At 41.9% G+C, this 16,395-nt stretch carries 16 protein-coding genes; 6 read left to right on the plus strand and 10 right to left on the minus strand.

Annotation, left to right across the window (positions count from 1 at the left end; genetic code table 11):
- Positions 1–3: 3 nt before the first annotated feature.
- The 8 genes from HUJ22_RS10480 to HUJ22_RS10515 form a co-directional block, all read right to left on the minus strand.
- Positions 4–195, minus strand: coding sequence for a hypothetical protein (locus HUJ22_RS10480; RefSeq protein ID WP_290877049.1), 192 nt, complete (start codon positions 193–195; stop codon positions 4–6).
- Entirely contained in the window at positions 170–1,081 is a 912-nt protein-coding gene (locus HUJ22_RS10485) for an MBL fold metallo-hydrolase (protein WP_290877051.1), read from the minus strand. Before HUJ22_RS10485 ends, HUJ22_RS10480 begins: the two co-directional genes overlap by 26 nt.
- A gap of 182 nt (positions 1,082–1,263) precedes the next feature.
- The gene (locus HUJ22_RS10490; protein ID WP_290877053.1) at positions 1,264–1,923 is read right to left on the minus strand and encodes a YitT family protein; all 660 of its coding nucleotides are present in this window, start codon (positions 1,921–1,923) and stop codon (positions 1,264–1,266) included.
- Positions 1,924–2,295 carry a co-chaperone GroES family protein gene (locus HUJ22_RS10495; protein ID WP_290877055.1) on the minus strand — a complete coding sequence of 124 codons (372 nt, stop codon included), beginning with the start codon at positions 2,293–2,295 and terminating at the stop codon, positions 1,924–1,926.
- Positions 2,296–2,521: 226 nt separating this feature from the next.
- Complete coding sequence (locus HUJ22_RS10500) at positions 2,522–2,725, minus strand: hypothetical protein (protein WP_290877058.1); 204 nt, start codon at positions 2,723–2,725, stop codon at positions 2,522–2,524.
- Between the two features lie 173 nt (positions 2,726–2,898).
- A complete protein-coding gene (locus HUJ22_RS10505) occupies positions 2,899–3,375 on the minus strand; it encodes a DUF411 domain-containing protein (protein WP_290877061.1) in 477 nt (158 codons plus the stop codon).
- Between the two features lie 120 nt (positions 3,376–3,495).
- Positions 3,496–5,760 carry a heavy metal translocating P-type ATPase gene (locus tag HUJ22_RS10510; RefSeq protein WP_290877064.1) on the minus strand — a complete coding sequence of 755 codons (2,265 nt, stop codon included), beginning with the start codon at positions 5,758–5,760 and terminating at the stop codon, positions 3,496–3,498.
- Between the two features lie 4 nt (positions 5,761–5,764).
- Positions 5,765–5,983 (minus strand): heavy-metal-associated domain-containing protein, encoded by a 219-nt coding sequence (locus HUJ22_RS10515; RefSeq protein ID WP_290877067.1) that lies wholly within the window; start codon positions 5,981–5,983, stop codon positions 5,765–5,767.
- A gap of 195 nt (positions 5,984–6,178) precedes the next feature.
- Here HUJ22_RS10515 and HUJ22_RS10520 point away from each other — a divergent pair, with 195 nt between their 5' ends.
- On the plus strand, positions 6,179–8,251 hold the full coding sequence (locus HUJ22_RS10520; RefSeq protein ID WP_290877070.1) for an alpha/beta fold hydrolase: 2,073 nt from the start codon (positions 6,179–6,181) through the stop codon (positions 8,249–8,251).
- Between the two features lie 109 nt (positions 8,252–8,360).
- Positions 8,361–9,422, plus strand: coding sequence for an MBL fold metallo-hydrolase (locus HUJ22_RS10525; RefSeq protein ID WP_290877073.1), 1,062 nt, complete (start codon positions 8,361–8,363; stop codon positions 9,420–9,422).
- Between the two features lie 3 nt (positions 9,423–9,425).
- Here HUJ22_RS10525 and HUJ22_RS10530 read toward each other — a convergent pair whose 3' ends face one another.
- Together HUJ22_RS10530 and HUJ22_RS10535 are read right to left on the minus strand one after the other, a co-directional pair.
- Entirely contained in the window at positions 9,426–9,641 is a 216-nt protein-coding gene (locus tag HUJ22_RS10530; protein WP_290877076.1) for a hypothetical protein, read from the minus strand.
- A 393-nt stretch (positions 9,642–10,034) separates the two neighbouring features.
- On the minus strand, positions 10,035–11,075 hold the full coding sequence (locus tag HUJ22_RS10535) for an IPT/TIG domain-containing protein (RefSeq protein ID WP_290877079.1): 1,041 nt from the start codon (positions 11,073–11,075) through the stop codon (positions 10,035–10,037).
- Positions 11,076–11,437: 362 nt separating this feature from the next.
- Here HUJ22_RS10535 and dnaX point away from each other — a divergent pair, with 362 nt between their 5' ends.
- The 4 genes from dnaX to HUJ22_RS10555 all read left to right on the plus strand — a co-directional run bounded on the left by dnaX (position 11,438) and on the right by HUJ22_RS10555 (position 16,268).
- Positions 11,438–13,261 carry a DNA polymerase III subunit gamma/tau gene (dnaX, locus tag HUJ22_RS10540; RefSeq protein ID WP_290877082.1) on the plus strand — a complete coding sequence of 608 codons (1,824 nt, stop codon included), beginning with the start codon at positions 11,438–11,440 and terminating at the stop codon, positions 13,259–13,261.
- A gap of 14 nt (positions 13,262–13,275) precedes the next feature.
- Entirely contained in the window at positions 13,276–13,623 is a 348-nt protein-coding gene (locus HUJ22_RS10545) for a YbaB/EbfC family nucleoid-associated protein (protein WP_290877085.1), read from the plus strand.
- A 78-nt stretch (positions 13,624–13,701) separates the two neighbouring features.
- The gene (recR, locus tag HUJ22_RS10550; protein ID WP_290877088.1) at positions 13,702–14,304 is read left to right on the plus strand and encodes a recombination mediator RecR; all 603 of its coding nucleotides are present in this window, start codon (positions 13,702–13,704) and stop codon (positions 14,302–14,304) included.
- Positions 14,305–14,384: 80 nt separating this feature from the next.
- The gene (locus tag HUJ22_RS10555; protein WP_290877091.1) at positions 14,385–16,268 is read left to right on the plus strand and encodes a M1 family metallopeptidase; all 1,884 of its coding nucleotides are present in this window, start codon (positions 14,385–14,387) and stop codon (positions 16,266–16,268) included.
- Positions 16,269–16,395: the final 127 nt, after the last annotated feature.

A 16,395-nucleotide genomic window follows, 5' to 3' on the forward strand; every position in this document is an offset into this window, starting at 1 on the left:
TGCTCATCCGCAGGTCTCACCCCGACAGCATTCTTCAGCATTAATTCCACAAGCGGCACATTGTCCGTGGCCATGCACCCAAACCAGCTCCGCAATTTGACCACAAAACTGGCATCGGCGCTGTTGTTTATGGGATGAAACGGATACAGTTTCCGCCATTGATCCTTTTTCAGCTGTCTTCGGTAAGTTCTGCATAAGCTACTTCAATATTAGCACTTAATGGGAGTCTCCATCCCGGAGCTTTAAATTCCTCAAACCCGGGCAAAGTTTCGATTTCAGAGAGTTCTTCAACGGTCTTTTCTTCATCAATTCCCTTTTGAGTATAATCGAGTAAGGCTGTTAAAAAATCAACTTTAACTGACAGATCATCCTTATCTCCTTTAATTCCATAATCCGAATTCCCATGTCCGAAAATGTAGATAGCATCAGACGGCAATTCGTCCATTGTGGTATTTAACGTCGTAATCCAGTTTGAAATGGAAGCCCCGGAGCCACGATCAATAAAAGGATGCGCCCTGTTAAACATAAGGTCTCCCATATGAGCTACATTGGCTTTTTCAAAATAGATCACAGTGTCACCGCCGGTATGTGCAGGGCCATAATGTTTTAGGTGAACCGTTTCATCACCAACCTCTTTACTCCACGATTCCTCATAGGTAGTATCAGGATATACTTGGGAATCAACGGCTTCCTGTCCGCTTCTTTCGGCAGCAGCTTTTTGTAAATCAGGTACATTTTTATGAGCTATAATTTGCTTTACCTTCTCTTTAAATACCGGATTTCCTGCGGTGTGGTCTCCATGATGATGAGTATTAATCAACATATCAAAAGCCACGTTTTCCATCTCTTCCAAACCGGCAATACAATTTTGTGCTGAATCGGGGAATTGGGCATCAACCACTACGATGCCGTCAGAATTTACCAGCCATCCTATGGTTCCGCCTCTTCCGGTAAACGTACCCACATTTCGGCGAAGTGTTTTAAACGGACTTTCCTGCGCGATAGCAAAAAGTTTTTGAGCAGGAAAAGCGGCAGCAGCTCCCATAAGCATCGATTTCAGTAAAAATTCACGGCGTTTCATTGTCTTTGGATTGAATTACGGATTTTCATGCCTGAATTAACGAAAAATTTCGCAGCATTCATTCCCATTTAACTCTACTCTGTCATAAAAACTCTAAAGCACAAAAGGGGCAAACAGATGCTTAATAAAGGTAAGTATAGAATTGGAATTTGAGACTTGGTACTTGGAATTTATCCTTCTCCTTAGCTCATTCCTCTGTATCGTCCCGGTTTATGATTGATAGCAAGGATCACATTTAAAGCAACTGCTGCAAGTACTGAAAAAGCCAGGGCTCTCCAATCAACAACGAAAAAAGCAGCTAAGATGATCAGAGTATCAGCTACCATCTGGAATTTTCCAGCACTGATCTGAAAGTATTCCTGCACATAGATGGAGAGAATGTTTAATCCCCCCAAACTCGCTTTATGCCTGAATAGCATGAGAAGACCGCTGCCAATCAGAAAACCGCCGAAAATAGCTGCAAACCAGGGATTGATTTCCCCGAACTCAAAGATCTTTGGAATATATTCTGTCAGAAAGGAAACACCGGAGACGGCAATAAAGGTCTTAATGGTAAAATCCCAACCCAATTTTTTAATAGCCAAAATGTAAAAAGGCAGATTTATTACAAAGAAAACCTGGCCAAAGGTAAGAACAGTGGTGTACTGTGTTAAAAAAGCCACACCCGCCGTCCCGCCAATCAGAAAATTCATGTGGGAGAAAATTGCAATACCGAAAGCTGCCATTAATGATCCAATGATAATTCCCTGAATGTCATCTACAACAGAGTGTTTCTGCGTCTTATCATCTTTTTTCTCTTGAATATTCTTGTCTTCTTTCTCGTACTCTTTTTCTTTTTTCATTTAAGTAGTTTGTTCATCCCTGATGAGCAATAAAATAGCTGCATGTGGGACGATCAGATATTTCTCGTTTTCAAATTCTATTTCATAAGCCTGCTTTTTCAGGAAAATAGCCAGGTCGCCCTCAACCGCTTGCATGCCAATATATTTAGTATCCGTACTTCCCTTCCACGTTTCTTCGATATCGGTATTGGGAATGGGGTAGCCGGGCCCGGTCTTGACAATATAGCCGCTTTGGATTTCTTCTTTTTCTTTGACTGAAGCCGGAAGAACCAAGCCGCTTCGCGTGTGGGTTTCCATCTCTCGCGGCTTTATTAGCACACGATCACCTACTACAACAAATTTCTCAATGGAGTTCAGATATTCTTGGATCATTACTTACTTTCTCGCTTTTCCGTAAAGATACGGAATTTGATGATCCGGCAAACTTTTTGTACAAATTTGCACCCTTTAAAAAAACAACATCAGCGAGCCCCCTCCCCAATAATGCCCCCAACAAAAAGAGAAAGCTCCCGATAGACAAGCAGAAATGTTCGGCAGCTCAGTTTCCAAGAAAAAAAGCGCAGACAAAATAATTTATCCACGCTATATCATTAAATGTCTATTTAAGATTAAACCTGGTAATTACAATTCCGGTTATCATAACTACGGCCGAAATAATGATAGGGGTATAATCTCCGGTACTAATTGCAACATCGGCACCAAAAGCTTCAAAAGACTCAGACTCTTCATAATAATGATAGCCGTAGTACATCACCCCTAATAATCCCCCAACTGTTAAAACCTTACCAATCATATCTTTCATAATTCTTTAGTTTGTTTGCATTTAACCCATGAAACTCCATTTACAATAATTTGTTTCCTGATTATCTGCAACAAACAGAAGATTAGAATTATCAAATAATCAACAGTAGACACAAAAAAGACCCATACCACAAAGGAATGAGCCTTTTTACTTTAAAATGCTGTTATATCAAATTAATAGGAAGAATAAACGCTGGTTGATCCATCTTTATTTACTAAAAGCACATCGTAGCTATCCGGTGTACGCCCCGGAGTCTCCATTCCGGGTGAGCCTGTCGGCATTCCGGGGACGGCAAGACCAATGGCATCCGGTTTTTCTCTAAGCAGTCTTTCTACATCTGCTCTGGGCACATGTCCTTCTACCACATAACCGTCTATTATAGCAGTATGGCAGGACGCTAATTCCCTTGTAATCCCATTATCTTGTTTTACCTGCATAAGAACCGGTGTGGGCACTTCTTCCACTATAAAATCTCCCTCATGCATGTGATCGCCCCATTTAGTGCAGCACTGGCAACCGGCATTTTTATACATCACAACTTCAGTTTTGTTTGACAATAAGTTATTTGCTGAATTGCCCGGCCAAAATAAAAACACTGCAACACCTGCTGTAAATAAAAGTCCGTATATCAGAATTTTTTTGTTATTCATATCATTTGGTTGTTTTTAAAAAATAATCTGGATTAAGATAACCTTCTTGATGCAAATTTGTTTTGTGAGTTTATTCCTTATTACAAGTCGTTAATCTATCTCTGGAAAATTTAATTGCCCCTAATCCAGGGTCGTCTTTCCCAGTCTTTTCGAGTTGAAAACTACATTAATGGAACTAAATGCCATGGCAGCTTCCGCCAACAGTGGATGAAGCAATCCCACCACTGCCAAAGGAATCATAATTAGATTATAGAAAAAAGCCCAAAACAGATTCTGCTTAATTTTAGTGAAAGTAGCCTTACTTAGATTGATGACACGAAGCACCCCAGTCAGGTCTCCCTTCACCAGTACAATATCACCGGATTCAATAGCCACATCAGTTCCCGTACCGATGGCAATACCTACATCTGCGAGTGTTAAGGCAGGTGCATCGTTAATACCGTCACCAACCATTGCCACAACCTTTCCAGATTGCTGAAGTTTTTTAATCTCATCCGATTTCTGATCAGGCATTACTTCTGCTATTACCTCATCAATACCAACCTTATCGGCTATCGCACGGCCGGTCTTCTCATTATCGCCTGTCAACATGATGGTTTTGAGCCCAAGTTTTCGGAATTCAGTTATTGCATTCTGGCTGTCCGGCTTCACCTCATCGGCAATGCCCAGAATACCAAGCAGGTACCCAGCCTGACTGACATAGACCGCTGTTTTTGCTACTTCTTCCAGTTTTTGTTTCTGCTGAGATCGCTCTTCAGTAATCTCAGCACCAAGTTCCTCCATCAGAGAAGCTGTTCCAACTCCAACTGCGCTGTCACCAACAATGGCCTTTACCCCTTTACCGGTGATGCTCTCAAATCCAGTTGAGCGCTTAAATTCAAGGTCTCTTTCAGAGGCAGCATTGACCACTGATCGCGCAAGCGGATGTTCCGAATTATTCTCTACAGATGCTGCCAAGATCAGTAATTCGCTCTCTGTTACATTTCCAAATGTAATCACATCGGTTACTTCGGGTTTTCCTTTGGTAATGGTGCCCGTTTTATCCAGCACAATGGTATCCACATCTTTCATGCGCTGAATGGCTTCTCCTTTTCGGATGAGGATACCATTTTCAGCTCCCAATCCTGAGCCAACCATAAGTGCCGTTGGCGTGGCCAATCCAAGTGCACAGGGGCAGGCTATTACCAGCACCGCAATCATAGCGTAGAAAGCCAGCGCCGTTGAGCTCAACTCCGGATTTACCCACGGCACAAATGCCGAAGCCCATTCCACTAACCCTCCAAAAAAGTCCGGAAATACCAGCCAAGCCGTAAGTGTCGATAAAGCCAGTACCAAAACCACCGGTACAAAGATACTGGTCACACGGTCAGCAAAATCCTGAATAGGGATCTTACTTCCCTGCGCTTCTTCCACCAATTTTATAACCTGATTCAGGAAGGTATCATTTCCAATCTTCGTGGCTTTTACCTTCAGTACGCCGTTGGTATTCAAGGTCGCTCCGATCACTTCATCCCCGACTGATTTTTCTACCGGCATCGATTCTCCCGTTGCGATCGATTCATCTACACTGCTCTCTCCTTCTATCACTTCTCCATCGGTAGGAACTTTTTCTCCGGGCCGAACCAGCATCACATCTCCTACCTTCAATTCCTGAACCGGAATTTTGAACTCTTCTCCATCCCGAAGTACTGAAGCTTCTTTGGCCCCAAGAGTCAATAATTTTCGAATGGCCTGGGAGGCGCTGCCTTTGGCCTTAGTCTCAATAAAACGGCCGGTGAGGTGAAAAGCCATGATCATGCCTCCGATCATCGCGAAACTATGAAACTCCGGACCGTAGCCAAGATGGTGCAACAAAACTACAAATCCTGTTGACAGCGAAGCAAGCGCACCCATGGCAATCAGCACATCCATATTAGGACTCATATTTCGGGTAGATTTCCACGCGCTTTTAATGGTCTCCCAACCTGGGATAAAAATGGCAAAACCGGAAAATAAGATCATCCCCAGCTCCATTCCAATATGGCCCAGAAGCATATAGTCTGCGATCCACAGTGGTAACATCCATAGCAACATGAGCACCGTAGGAATCCATGAATAAAGCATATTTCGGCGAGCGGTCTCATATTTACGATGCTCCCGTTCCTCCGCTTGTTCAGCTTTGGAGGAGGTCGCTGCATCATCCCGAACCAGCGTATATCCGCCCTTTGCTATTACCTCAGCAAAATCATCCATGCCGATCTCCCCTTCATATTCCACTATGGCAGATTCCGTGGCTAGATTAACCTGTGCTGACGTCACTCCTTCCAGTGACTCCAGTTGTTTGTCGACCGCATTAACACAACCGGCACAATGCATACCATCAATTTGGAGCGTTACCTTCTTCATGTTCTTACCCTTGAATACCCGTCATGGTATAACCGGCCTCTTTAATCGCTTGTTTGAATTCTGTTTCCGATACTTCCTGCTCATCGAAATCAACCATCGCTGTTCCTTTTTGCAGATTTACTGTTACTGATTTTACCCCGGGTAAAGCTGATAATGTATTCTCAACCGTATCTACACATCCGGAGCAACCCATTCCTTCAATATTTAAAACTGATGTATTCATAGTTAATTGATTGATTTGGCGTTTAAATTTCAAAACTAAGTTATGGATATCGCATCCCTCGTAAATGCCGAATAACAAAGAATGTTTATACAATTTTGTTTATTCCTGAAAACTAATTTTTGCAATATTTCTCATCCAAAGTTTTTATCCTCACTCACATATTTTAATTGAAGATCTATTTATACTCATACACCTATGAAAAAGCTTTTTTCTATTCTATTAATGTTTCTGTTTATCGGGGTAGAGGTAAATGCCCAGCAATTTCCCGATAAATTAACGATGAAGGATATTTTTCATGAACCTTTTATACCGGGAACCCGGCCGGCCTTCTCTCATTTTTCACCTGATGGTAAAACTATCTTCTTTAGCTGGAGTGATTCCGCAACCTCTGACACGGATCTTTTTCAGGTCGGTTTAAGTGGAAAGAATCAGAAAAAAGCCTCTGATGAAGTTGTCCGTAATTATGAGCTTTCTCCCAATGGGCAACACATTCTTTATACTGATAAAGGCGATCTTATTTTAGCTGATGCCAATTTTGAGAATAAACGAACCATTGTAGCCTCCAAAGGCTATGACTACAACCCTGTTTGGAATAATAATGGAGCAAAGTTTGCTTTTATTCAAAACGGAGATGTTTGGATCTCGGGTGTAAATGAAGCTTACATCAAGCAAATCACCAATAAGAAAAGTGACGAGCCAAACTACAGCATTGTAGGTTGGGGCGATAATCAGTTAGTGCTCAGTCAGTGGGATAACTCCAATTATCGCGAATATTACTTTCCGGAATATGCCGGTAAATACGTAGAAACCGGGGCTACCCGCAGGGGCATTCCAACGCGCATTATTTCTGTTGCTCATGTTAACACAGGAGATGTTGAAACCATCCTGGAACATGAAGGGTATTTAAGTACTGACGTAAGTGCCTCTGGAAATTTTCTGGCCATTGATGCTACCGACCCGCCGATGAAAAACAGAAAAATTGAAGTTTATAACTTGAAAAATCTTTCATCCAAGGTCTTATTTGAAGACTCTACAGACGGCTGGCTTTATAATACCGAAATGGAATTTGCCCCGGCTACCGACAGGCTAATGTTTCAAAGCGAACGAGATGGATGGAATCACATTTATACCGTTAACCCTGACGGTTCCGGTTTTGAGCAGCATACTTTTGGTGAATATGACATTCCATGGGCTTCGTGGATTGATGAAAAAACAATCGCAATGGCTACCAATGAGATGGACCCCGGAGAGGTTCAGCTTTACAAATTGAATATCATGACCAATATCCCTACAAAATTAACATCGGCAGAAGGATATCGTCGTGATTTCAGAATGAGCCATGACCGGAGATACATTGTATATAATAAAACCTTTTTCAACGAGCCTTTTGATTTATACGTCGTAGATACTGTGATCCCTCAACGGGAAGTTCAGCTCACTAACTCGGTTCCGGATTCGTTTTACGAATATGACTGGAAAAAAGAAGATTATGTGAGATTTACAGGAAGAGACGGGAAAACCCGGTTGTCAATGTCTGTATTAAAACCGGAACGAAGAAATCCGAACGGTAATCCGGTGGTTGTATTTGTTCATGGTGCGGGCTCGCTTCAAAATGTGTATAAAGGTTGGTCTAATAATTACTGGCGTGAATATATGTTTCACCAGTATTTAACCCATCAGGGATATTATGTAATTGAAGTAGATTACAGACACAGTACCGGCTACGGACGTAAATTCAGAGAAGATGTGACCAACTGGATGGGCAAATATGAAACGGAAGATATCGAAGACGGCCTGGCCTTTCTTGCTGATAACTTTGACAAAGCAGATACTTCCCGTGTTGGAATTTACGGGGGAAGCTATGGGGGATTCATGGCACTATACGCTGTAGGAGTTTCTCCTGATAAATTTGACGCCGCTGCAGGATTGCGCTCTGTTACCAACTGGGAGAATTACTATTACGCCAATCCCGGATACACTCTGCCCCGATTAGGAACTCCGGAAGAAGATTCAGTAAATTACGCCCGAAGTTCACCGGTTACCTATGCCGATTCACTTCAAAAACCGGTTATTCTTTTACACGGCTTAACTGATAATAATGTGGGTTTTCAGGATGCTGTTCATTACATCGAACGGCTTATTCAAAGCGGAAATGAAAATTTTGAAATGATGATGTATCCTACCGAACGGCACAGTTTCCGGGATGAGGATGCCTGGTATGATGAATATCGGCGAATTTTTGAATTCTTCGAAAAGCATTTGAAATAATCCAAAAATGTAGCGTCATTTCACAGAATGGCGGTACATTTATTTTATATACATCGATATTGTTGTCGCATAAAAATAGGTTCTCTCCCCTAATCAATTTATACGCACCATGAATATATTTGTAAAAATTATACTTTGGGTCATTGCTCTGTTAGTCATGGCTTCAGTCACAATCGTATCTATTGGCTGGATGGCGTCCAAGCCCGGCTATGAGGGCCCGGTATCCGATCACTTTAATGGAACTACATTTGAGAATCCGGGTAATGTTCCTTCCAAGGATTTCGTTGATGTAATGAAATGGTACCTTCAACGCGATCAGGGCGAATGGACAAGGATTCCGGAAGAAGAGGTTACTTTTGCTGAAAAACCGGCTCGTAAAGTTACCAAAGGCATGGTCATTACTTTTATCAACCACTCCACCTTTTTAATTCAAACCGGCGGAGTCAATATTTTGACCGATCCGGTTTGGAGTGATCGTGTAAGCCCGGTCAGCTTTGCAGGCCCAAAACGATATCGACCGGCAGGCGTAAAATTTGAAGATCTTCCGGAGATCGACGTGGTTTTGATCAGTCACAATCATTATGATCATTTGGATTTAGAAACACTGAAAAAGCTGGAAGAAAAATTTCAGCCTCAGTTTATCACTCCCCTTGGGGTTTCACAACTTTTAAAAGGAACACTTTTTAGATACACCTTGGAATTAGACTGGTGGGAAGAAAAAGCCATCCACACGAACATAAGCATTCATTCCGTTCCGGCACAGCATTTTTCGGCACGCGGATTGTTTGACCGGAATAAGACTTTGTGGTCAGGTTATGTGATCAAATCACCCGCCGGTAATGTGTACTTTGCCGGTGATACAGGCTATGGTGATTTTTTTAAAGTTATCCAGCAAAAATTTCCCGTCATCAAAGTTGGCCTCATTCCTATTGGCGCCTACAAACCACAGTGGTTCATGGGGCCTATGCACCTCAATCCCGAAGAAGCGCTCCAGGTCCATAAAGATTTGAGAGCCCAAATCAGTTTTGGAATGCACTTTGGCACTTTCCCACTTGCTGACGACGGAATGAAAGATCCGGAAAATGATTTTATGAAAGCCATCCAGAAGCCTGAAAACCGAGGCGTCAACTTTAAGTTGCTCACGGAAGGGGATTCATTTAGGATTCGATAGAATTTAGTTAGCACCCCATTTTGGATACCTGAGATCATCATCAATATCAGTCAGAACCGTGATATTTCCAGAGCCATCTGCAACAACCTTCATGATCTCAATATCATTACCATCGTAAGCCCCAACCACGATCTGTGACCCATCAGGTGACCAGGCTGGATCTCTTCTTCCATTTTGAGAGTTTGTTATCTGAAGTACATCTGACCCATCTGGATTCATCGTGTAAATGTCGAAGCTTCCGTTGCGCGTACTTGCAAATGCAATTCTCGAACCATCAGGTGACCAAACAGGGTCCTGATCACGTACACTTGAACCTGACGGATCATTAGTTAGAAGTGTCAGATTTGATCCGTTAGCATCTATGACGGCTATTTCGTAGTTATCTACCGGGAATGCATCAAATACAATCTTTGTGCCATCCGGTGACCAATCGGGTTCTCTTCCGCTGTAATTATTATCTGTCAGTGGAGTTAAATTTGTTCCATCTGAATTGATTACAAAAATTTGTGGATCACGATTGGCGTCGTAGCGTGAAAATACAACCTGAGTTCCATCAGGTGACCAAGCGGGGTCATTATTTCCACTGCTGTTTGAAGTTAAGTTTGTATAACCCTAGGTTTCGATATCATATACAATTATATCTGAATTCGTAACAGGTCCCTGAGAAAAAACAATCTTTGAACCATCCGGTGATATGTCAAAAGGGCCAAAACCATTCCTTTCAAAAAATAACCTGACGTCACTTCCATCTGGGTTCATCGAAAAGACCTGCTTAGGGTATTTTGAATCGTTCACATACACAACTCTATTTTTTACAAGGGAAACTTCGGTGCAGGTAATCTCATAATTTGTTCGGGTAGTATCCCCGGCTATAATTTCTATTGATCGTGGGTTTTGACCGCTTAAAGAACAATTATCATTTATCCCTGTCAATTCTGCTGTGTAACTACCTTCAGTAACCTCCCCTCTGGTGGCTTTAGAAGTCGTTGCGGATATTGGTGTATCTATGCCATTAAAATTCAATGTCATACTCTGATCCTGATCAGGTCCGCTTCTGCTGAATAAAAATTCAACCGCTCCTTCTTGTATCACATCAAAGTCAGGGCCCGTGGCTGATTTTCCATCCACTGTCACCTCAATAGGACCATCTGTTGCACCTTGTGGAACCTTTGTCATCAACTCATTCTCAGAGGCATTCAATATTTGAGCCTGGGTACCATTAAAGCTGATCATATTTTCTGAGATAGTCTCGCTAAAATTCATTCCGGATATAGTGACTTCATCCCCAACCATTCCACTTTCTGGGTCAATTGAACTGATGCCGGGAGTCAGCGATTCTACCGTAAAGCTTGGGCCATTTACTGTTACATTTCCAACTTTTACACTAATTGCACCGGTTGTTGCTCCGTTAGGCACAGTTGCCTTGAGTTCAGAGTCGCTGGCACTTGTTATGTTCGCTTCTAAACCATTAAAATAAACTTCATTATTTGAGGCTTCAGGTGAGAACCCAGTCCCTTCAATGGTAACCAAAGTGCCGGATGGACCACTATTTGGTTGTACACTTAAGATTTCAGGATCGGGGGTGCTGTTGCCTCCACCACAAGAAATTAACAGTAAAGTCAATACCGTTACAATTGGCGCCGAATACTTCATATTTGAATATTTTTTATACAATTCACTTTTCCACTTATACGATACCTTTTTGCCAAACCGCTCAAATTGATTTCAGAAATTGTTTCTATAATTAGTATGCAAAATTAGTGTTGTCACCCCCAAGCCATTATTACTAATGAAGCTGAAAAATACTCCCTCTCCCTAAAACTGAAGTACAAATTGCAGATTTGTCCGGGCTTGGGGCGGAATGGTTTTTTGATCTTCTCAAAAACAGCTTTCGAGATGGAGGCAATTTAAAATGAACTGTATCCCAACAAAATCACCTCATTTAATCAACCAATTCACCCCAATTTTTTCCGATTCATTTTGTACATTGCTTTGATTGAAAAACTCGTTTATCAATGTCAGAAACATACCGCGCACTTACCCGAAAATACCGACCGCATACATTTGATGATATCGTCTCACAGGAACATGTGAGCAGCACCATCAAAAATGCCATTAAACAAAACAGGCTGTCTCATGCCTACATGTTTTGCGGCCCGCGCGGCGTAGGTAAAACAACCATGGCCCGGGTGCTTGCACGAACGATCAACGAGATTGATGCAAGTGTGGATGGCGAGTCACTCAACCAAACACTGAATATTGTTGAGATGGATGCCGCTTCCAATAACAAAGTAGATGATGTGCATCACCTTCGGGAAAGCGTTCGTATTCCCCCACAAAATGGCCGGTATAAAATTTTTATTGTGGATGAGGTCCATATGCTCAGTAAAGCGGCCTTCAATGCCCTGCTGAAAACACTGGAAGAACCTCCTGAGCATGCTATTTTCATTTTTGCTACTACAGAACCTCACAAAGTTCTCCCCACCATTTTGTCTCGCGTACAACGTTTCGATTTTAAACGAATATCGGTGGAAGAAATCGTACAACGATTACGAAAAATTTCGTTGGATGAGAACATCAGTATTGATGAAGAATCCCTTCACGTAATCGCCAAAAAAGCGGATGGGGCACTTCGTGATGCTCTTGGATTAATGGATCAGGCCATTGCTTTTTGCGGAGATACCATAACCCATGAAGAACTTCTGCAAGCTCTGAACGTGGTTGGAACCGACCGGCTGTTCCAATTTATGGAATGTGTAAAAGAACATGATGCAGATAAAGGACTCGAACTCATCAATACACTGCTGCAAGAAGGTTATGACATCCAGGAGTATTTGATTGGGCTGACTGAGCACCTGCGAAATTTATACATTGCCCACCACAGTGATAAATTGTATTTGGTTGAGGCTTCAGAAGAAACTAAGAAACGGTTCCTGAAAACGGCAAAGGATTTTTCGCGAGATGATTTAATGCGGATGCTGAATATAATCAGTGAAGCTCAGATTAAACTGAAAGATGCCAGTCAACCCCGTATTCAGTTTGAAATTACCTTACTGAAACTGATTCACATGGAGAGGTCGGAACAATTATCTGAACTTTTAGCCGGACTTCAGGAATTAAAAAAAAACTCCGGTAACTTCGTAAACGCTGAGAAAAACAGTTCGGCTCCAGAAAAACAAACTATCCCGGAGGAAGAATCAGAATCCACTCAAAACGGACAGTCAATAAAAGCTGATCGGGTTACGGAGCCTCATTCTGAAGAAGAAAGTCCTGAGTCGGGTCAGGAGAGGGAAGAAAATGAATTAAAAGATGAGACCCTTGAAGATGTGGAGGAGGATGATTTTGATTTTGGAACTCCTGCATTAGTGACCAACCTCTCTAAAAAAGCAAAGGGTAACAAAATGTCCTCTGCTCAAAACGGAAAAACCCAGCCTTCGTCAGCTTCTTCCATGAATAATGAAAATGCTGAGGTAAAAAAAATTACCACAGAATATATTCAGGAAAGCTGGAGTACATATATAGAATCGCTGAAGGGAGATTTCCCGATGTTGTTGCATTCGCAAATGGAAAGAGTCAAGGTAGTAAAAGTAAAAGGTGGTGAATTACATTTGGAGTGCGAAAACCAGTTTGCACATAAAATGCTGGATGAGCAAAGAACCGATCTTCAGAAAAAACTAAAGGAATGTGTGGGCACTATGTTGCGTTTTAATGTATCTGTGGCAGAGCAACCTGAAGAAAACAAACCCATGAGTGTTTATGAACGTTTTAAACAAATACAACAAAAAGACCCCATTATACGTGATATAGTTGAGATTTTTGGGGCAGAACTTGAATACTAAAACTAAATAGAATTATGAGTGATTTTAATATGGCCGATATGTTCGGCAAGATCCAGGAAATGCAATCGAAAATGCAGGAAGCCCAACAAGGTCTAAACGACGTAATTGTTGAAGCCGAAGCCGGTGGCGGAATGGTAAAGGTAAAAGCCAACGGAAATAAACAAATTGTCTCAATTACTATGGATGACGATGTAGTGGATCCTGCTGACAAGGAAATGCTGGAAGACCTGATTGTAGCGGGTGTAAATAAAGCCCTTGAGAAGGCAGAAGAAGCTTCCAAAGAAAAAATGCAGGAAATGTATAAGGGCATGATTCCCGGCGGTGGAATTCCCGGCATGGACCTCTCTAAACTTGGACTATAATTAATTTTAAATGCGACAATTTTGAATGTTAAATGAGCATTCATTTAATATTAACGCATTTAACACTTAAAATTATTAATGCAGATAACCTCAGAATATTTGGAGCGGGCTATTGAACAACTGGCCAAGCTTCCCGGAACCGGACGTAAATCGGCACAGCGCATTGCCATTCATCTTCTTAAGCAAAATGATGATTATGCTTTTAAGCTTGCACAGGCTATTGTGGACCTCAAAGAAAAAGTTACACGCTGTTCAGTCTGTGGTAATGTAAGCGACTCCGACCCTTGTAAAATTTGTGATAACCCCAAAAGAGATGCTACTGAAATTTGCGTGGTAGAAGAATTTAACGATGTATATATCATTGAAAAATCGAATGAGTTCCGGGGGCGATATCATGTGTTGGGTGGGGTCATCTCTCCTATGGATAACATCGGCCCTGATAAACTTCGCATACAGGAATTATTAAAGCGAGTGGGTGGTGATGATCAAATCAAGGAAGTGATTTTAGCTCTTAATCCCGATGCGGAAGGTGAAGCGACAGCCTATTACATCAATAAACTGCTGAAACCCTATGATGTAACCGTAACCAGAATTGCCTATGGAATCCCTATGGGCACCGAACTTGAATTCATTGATGAGGCAACTTTGAGCCGTGCCTTCGCCAGCAGAAATAGTTTTTAACAGAATTAATAATGAAAAATTCAAAAATTTAAAATTAACCTGACTCAGAATTCATTTTGAATTAACCATAAGAACAAAGCATGAAAAACTTACTTACGCTACTACTTGCAACGCTTTTTACCCTGCCTGTACTTCAGGCCCAAAACCGGGATTACTGGCAGCAACATGTTGATTATACAATGGAAATTGACGTGGATGCAGAAAGCCATCAATATTCCGGAAAGCAAACACTGGTATACACCAACAATTCTCCCAAGCAATTGAATCGCGTGTATTACCACCTTTACTTCAATGCCTTTCAACCGGGGAGTATGATGGATGTACGTTCTCGCACCATCGATGACCCCGACAGTCGCGTTCGGGATCGAATCTACCAACTGGAGGAAGATCAAATCGGCTACCAAAAAGTACGATCTCTTACCCAAGATGGAGAAGCTGTCGAATATAAAGTAGACGGAACCGTTTTAGTTGTAGAACTTAATGAACCCATTCAGCCGGGAGCTTCCACTACTTTTAAAATGGAATGGGATGCACAGGTTCCTTTACAAATTCGCCGATCAGGCTGGAATAACTCAGAAGGTGTAGAATTTTCGATGAGTCAGTGGTATCCAAAGCTGGCAGAATATGACCACCAGGGATGGCACCCAAATGAATACATAGGCCGCGAATTCCATGGAGTATTCGGTAATTTTGATGTAAAAATTTCTATTGATCGAGACTACGTATTAGGGGGCACCGGAGTGCTGCAAAATACTAATGAAATTGGATACGGATATGAAGAAGAAGGGGTAAAGGTAAATCGCACAAAAGGAGATAAACTTACCTGGCACTTTAAAGCTGAAAATGTTATTGACTTTTTCTGGGGAGCCGACCCCGACTTCAAGCATGTAACTGCACAAGTTCCCGACGGCCCAAAACTACACTTTTTATACCAACAACCGGCCGTTGTTGAAAGGGCATCTAACAGTGAAAATGCGCAATACACCAAAAATTGGGAAGAACTGGTCGATTACACCATTGGTGCATTTGAATATGCCAACAAACATTTTGGTGAATATCCGTATCCGCAATACACTAATCTGCAAGGCGGTGACGGCGGAATGGAGTATCCAATGGGAACACTTATAACAGGTGGAAGAAGCCTTGGTAGTTTAGTTGGAGTGATGGTTCACGAGATGTACCACAGCTGGTATCAAAACGTACTGGCCACGAACGAAAGTCTATATGAATGGATGGATGAAGGGTTCACCAGTTTTGCTTCTGCAGAGACCATGGACCATCTATTCAATAGAGATTCCGAATTTCCATATGCCGGCTCTTATCGGGGTTATTATGCCCTCGTGAATTCCGGGATAGAAGAACCCATGACCACTCACGCCGATCATTATAACACGAATTTTGCCTACGGCCGTGCAGCCTACTCCAAAGGGGCCGTATTTTTAGGTCAGCTCAGTTACATAATGGGAGATGAAACCTTCCGAAAAGGAATGCTGCGTTATCATGATGAATGGAAATTAAAACATCCTACCGATCTGGATTTTATAAGGGTGATGGAAAAAGAATCCGGAATGATCCTGGATTGGTATTACGAGTATTTCGTTCAAACTACCAAATCCATTGACTATGGAATTAAATCTGTAATTGGCGTAGGTGATAAGACTTCGATCAAGCTGGAGCGCGTTGAATTAATGCCCATGCCGCTTGATGTAGTTGTGGAATATACGGACGGAAGCAGTGAACTTTTCTACATCCCCTTAAGAATGATGCGCGGAGAAAAACCTGCTGAAAGTAATATAACTCGTACCACTCTGAAAGACTGGTCATGGGTTGAACCGGAATACAACCTAACCATCAATAAACCGGCTTCACAAATTAAAACCGTTACCATTGATCCAAGTCAGCGTCTCGCCGATATAAATCGACAAAATAATTCTTTTGATATGGCATCAATGTTAAACGATTAATTTCTTATTTTTCGGATTAATTCATTTCAAGGCGTTACATATTGTAACGCCTTTTTTATTGAAAATAGCTTATTTATACAAGAATCAATCAGATGATTACTCAGTGCCTGATGCTAAAGCTGAACAA

Source organism: Gracilimonas sp., assembly GCF_014762685.1.
Classification (GTDB): Bacteria; Bacteroidota; Rhodothermia; order Balneolales; family Balneolaceae; genus Gracilimonas.

Bases quoted from the DNA above. Each gene is read 5' to 3' on its own strand.
- HUJ22_RS10515 (WP_290877067.1), bottom strand. From the start codon at position 5,983: ATGAATACATCAGTTTTAAATATTGAAGGAATGGGTTGCTCCGGATGT.
- dnaX (WP_290877082.1), top strand. From the start codon at position 11,438: ATGTCAGAAACATACCGCGCACTTACCCGAAAATACCGACCGCATACA.
- HUJ22_RS10535 (WP_290877079.1), bottom strand. From the start codon at position 11,075: ATGAAGTATTCGGCGCCAATTGTAACGGTATTGACTTTACTGTTAATT.
- HUJ22_RS10525 (WP_290877073.1), top strand. From the start codon at position 8,361: ATGAATATATTTGTAAAAATTATACTTTGGGTCATTGCTCTGTTAGTC.
- HUJ22_RS10480 (WP_290877049.1), bottom strand. From the start codon at position 195: ATGCAGAACTTACCGAAGACAGCTGAAAAAGGATCAATGGCGGAAACT.
- recR (WP_290877088.1), top strand. From the start codon at position 13,702: ATGCAGATAACCTCAGAATATTTGGAGCGGGCTATTGAACAACTGGCC.
- HUJ22_RS10545 (WP_290877085.1), top strand. From the start codon at position 13,276: ATGAGTGATTTTAATATGGCCGATATGTTCGGCAAGATCCAGGAAATG.
- HUJ22_RS10505 (WP_290877061.1), bottom strand. From the start codon at position 3,375: ATGAATAACAAAAAAATTCTGATATACGGACTTTTATTTACAGCAGGT.
- HUJ22_RS10495 (WP_290877055.1), bottom strand. From the start codon at position 2,295: ATGATCCAAGAATATCTGAACTCCATTGAGAAATTTGTTGTAGTAGGT.
- HUJ22_RS10485 (WP_290877051.1), bottom strand. From the start codon at position 1,081: ATGAAACGCCGTGAATTTTTACTGAAATCGATGCTTATGGGAGCTGCT.
- HUJ22_RS10555 (WP_290877091.1), top strand. From the start codon at position 14,385: ATGAAAAACTTACTTACGCTACTACTTGCAACGCTTTTTACCCTGCCT.
- HUJ22_RS10500 (WP_290877058.1), bottom strand. From the start codon at position 2,725: ATGAAAGATATGATTGGTAAGGTTTTAACAGTTGGGGGATTATTAGGG.
- HUJ22_RS10510 (WP_290877064.1), bottom strand. From the start codon at position 5,760: ATGAAGAAGGTAACGCTCCAAATTGATGGTATGCATTGTGCCGGTTGT.
- HUJ22_RS10490 (WP_290877053.1), bottom strand. From the start codon at position 1,923: ATGAAAAAAGAAAAAGAGTACGAGAAAGAAGACAAGAATATTCAAGAG.
- HUJ22_RS10530 (WP_290877076.1), bottom strand. From the start codon at position 9,641: ATGAATCCAGATGGGTCAGATGTACTTCAGATAACAAACTCTCAAAAT.
- HUJ22_RS10520 (WP_290877070.1), top strand. From the start codon at position 6,179: ATGAAAAAGCTTTTTTCTATTCTATTAATGTTTCTGTTTATCGGGGTA.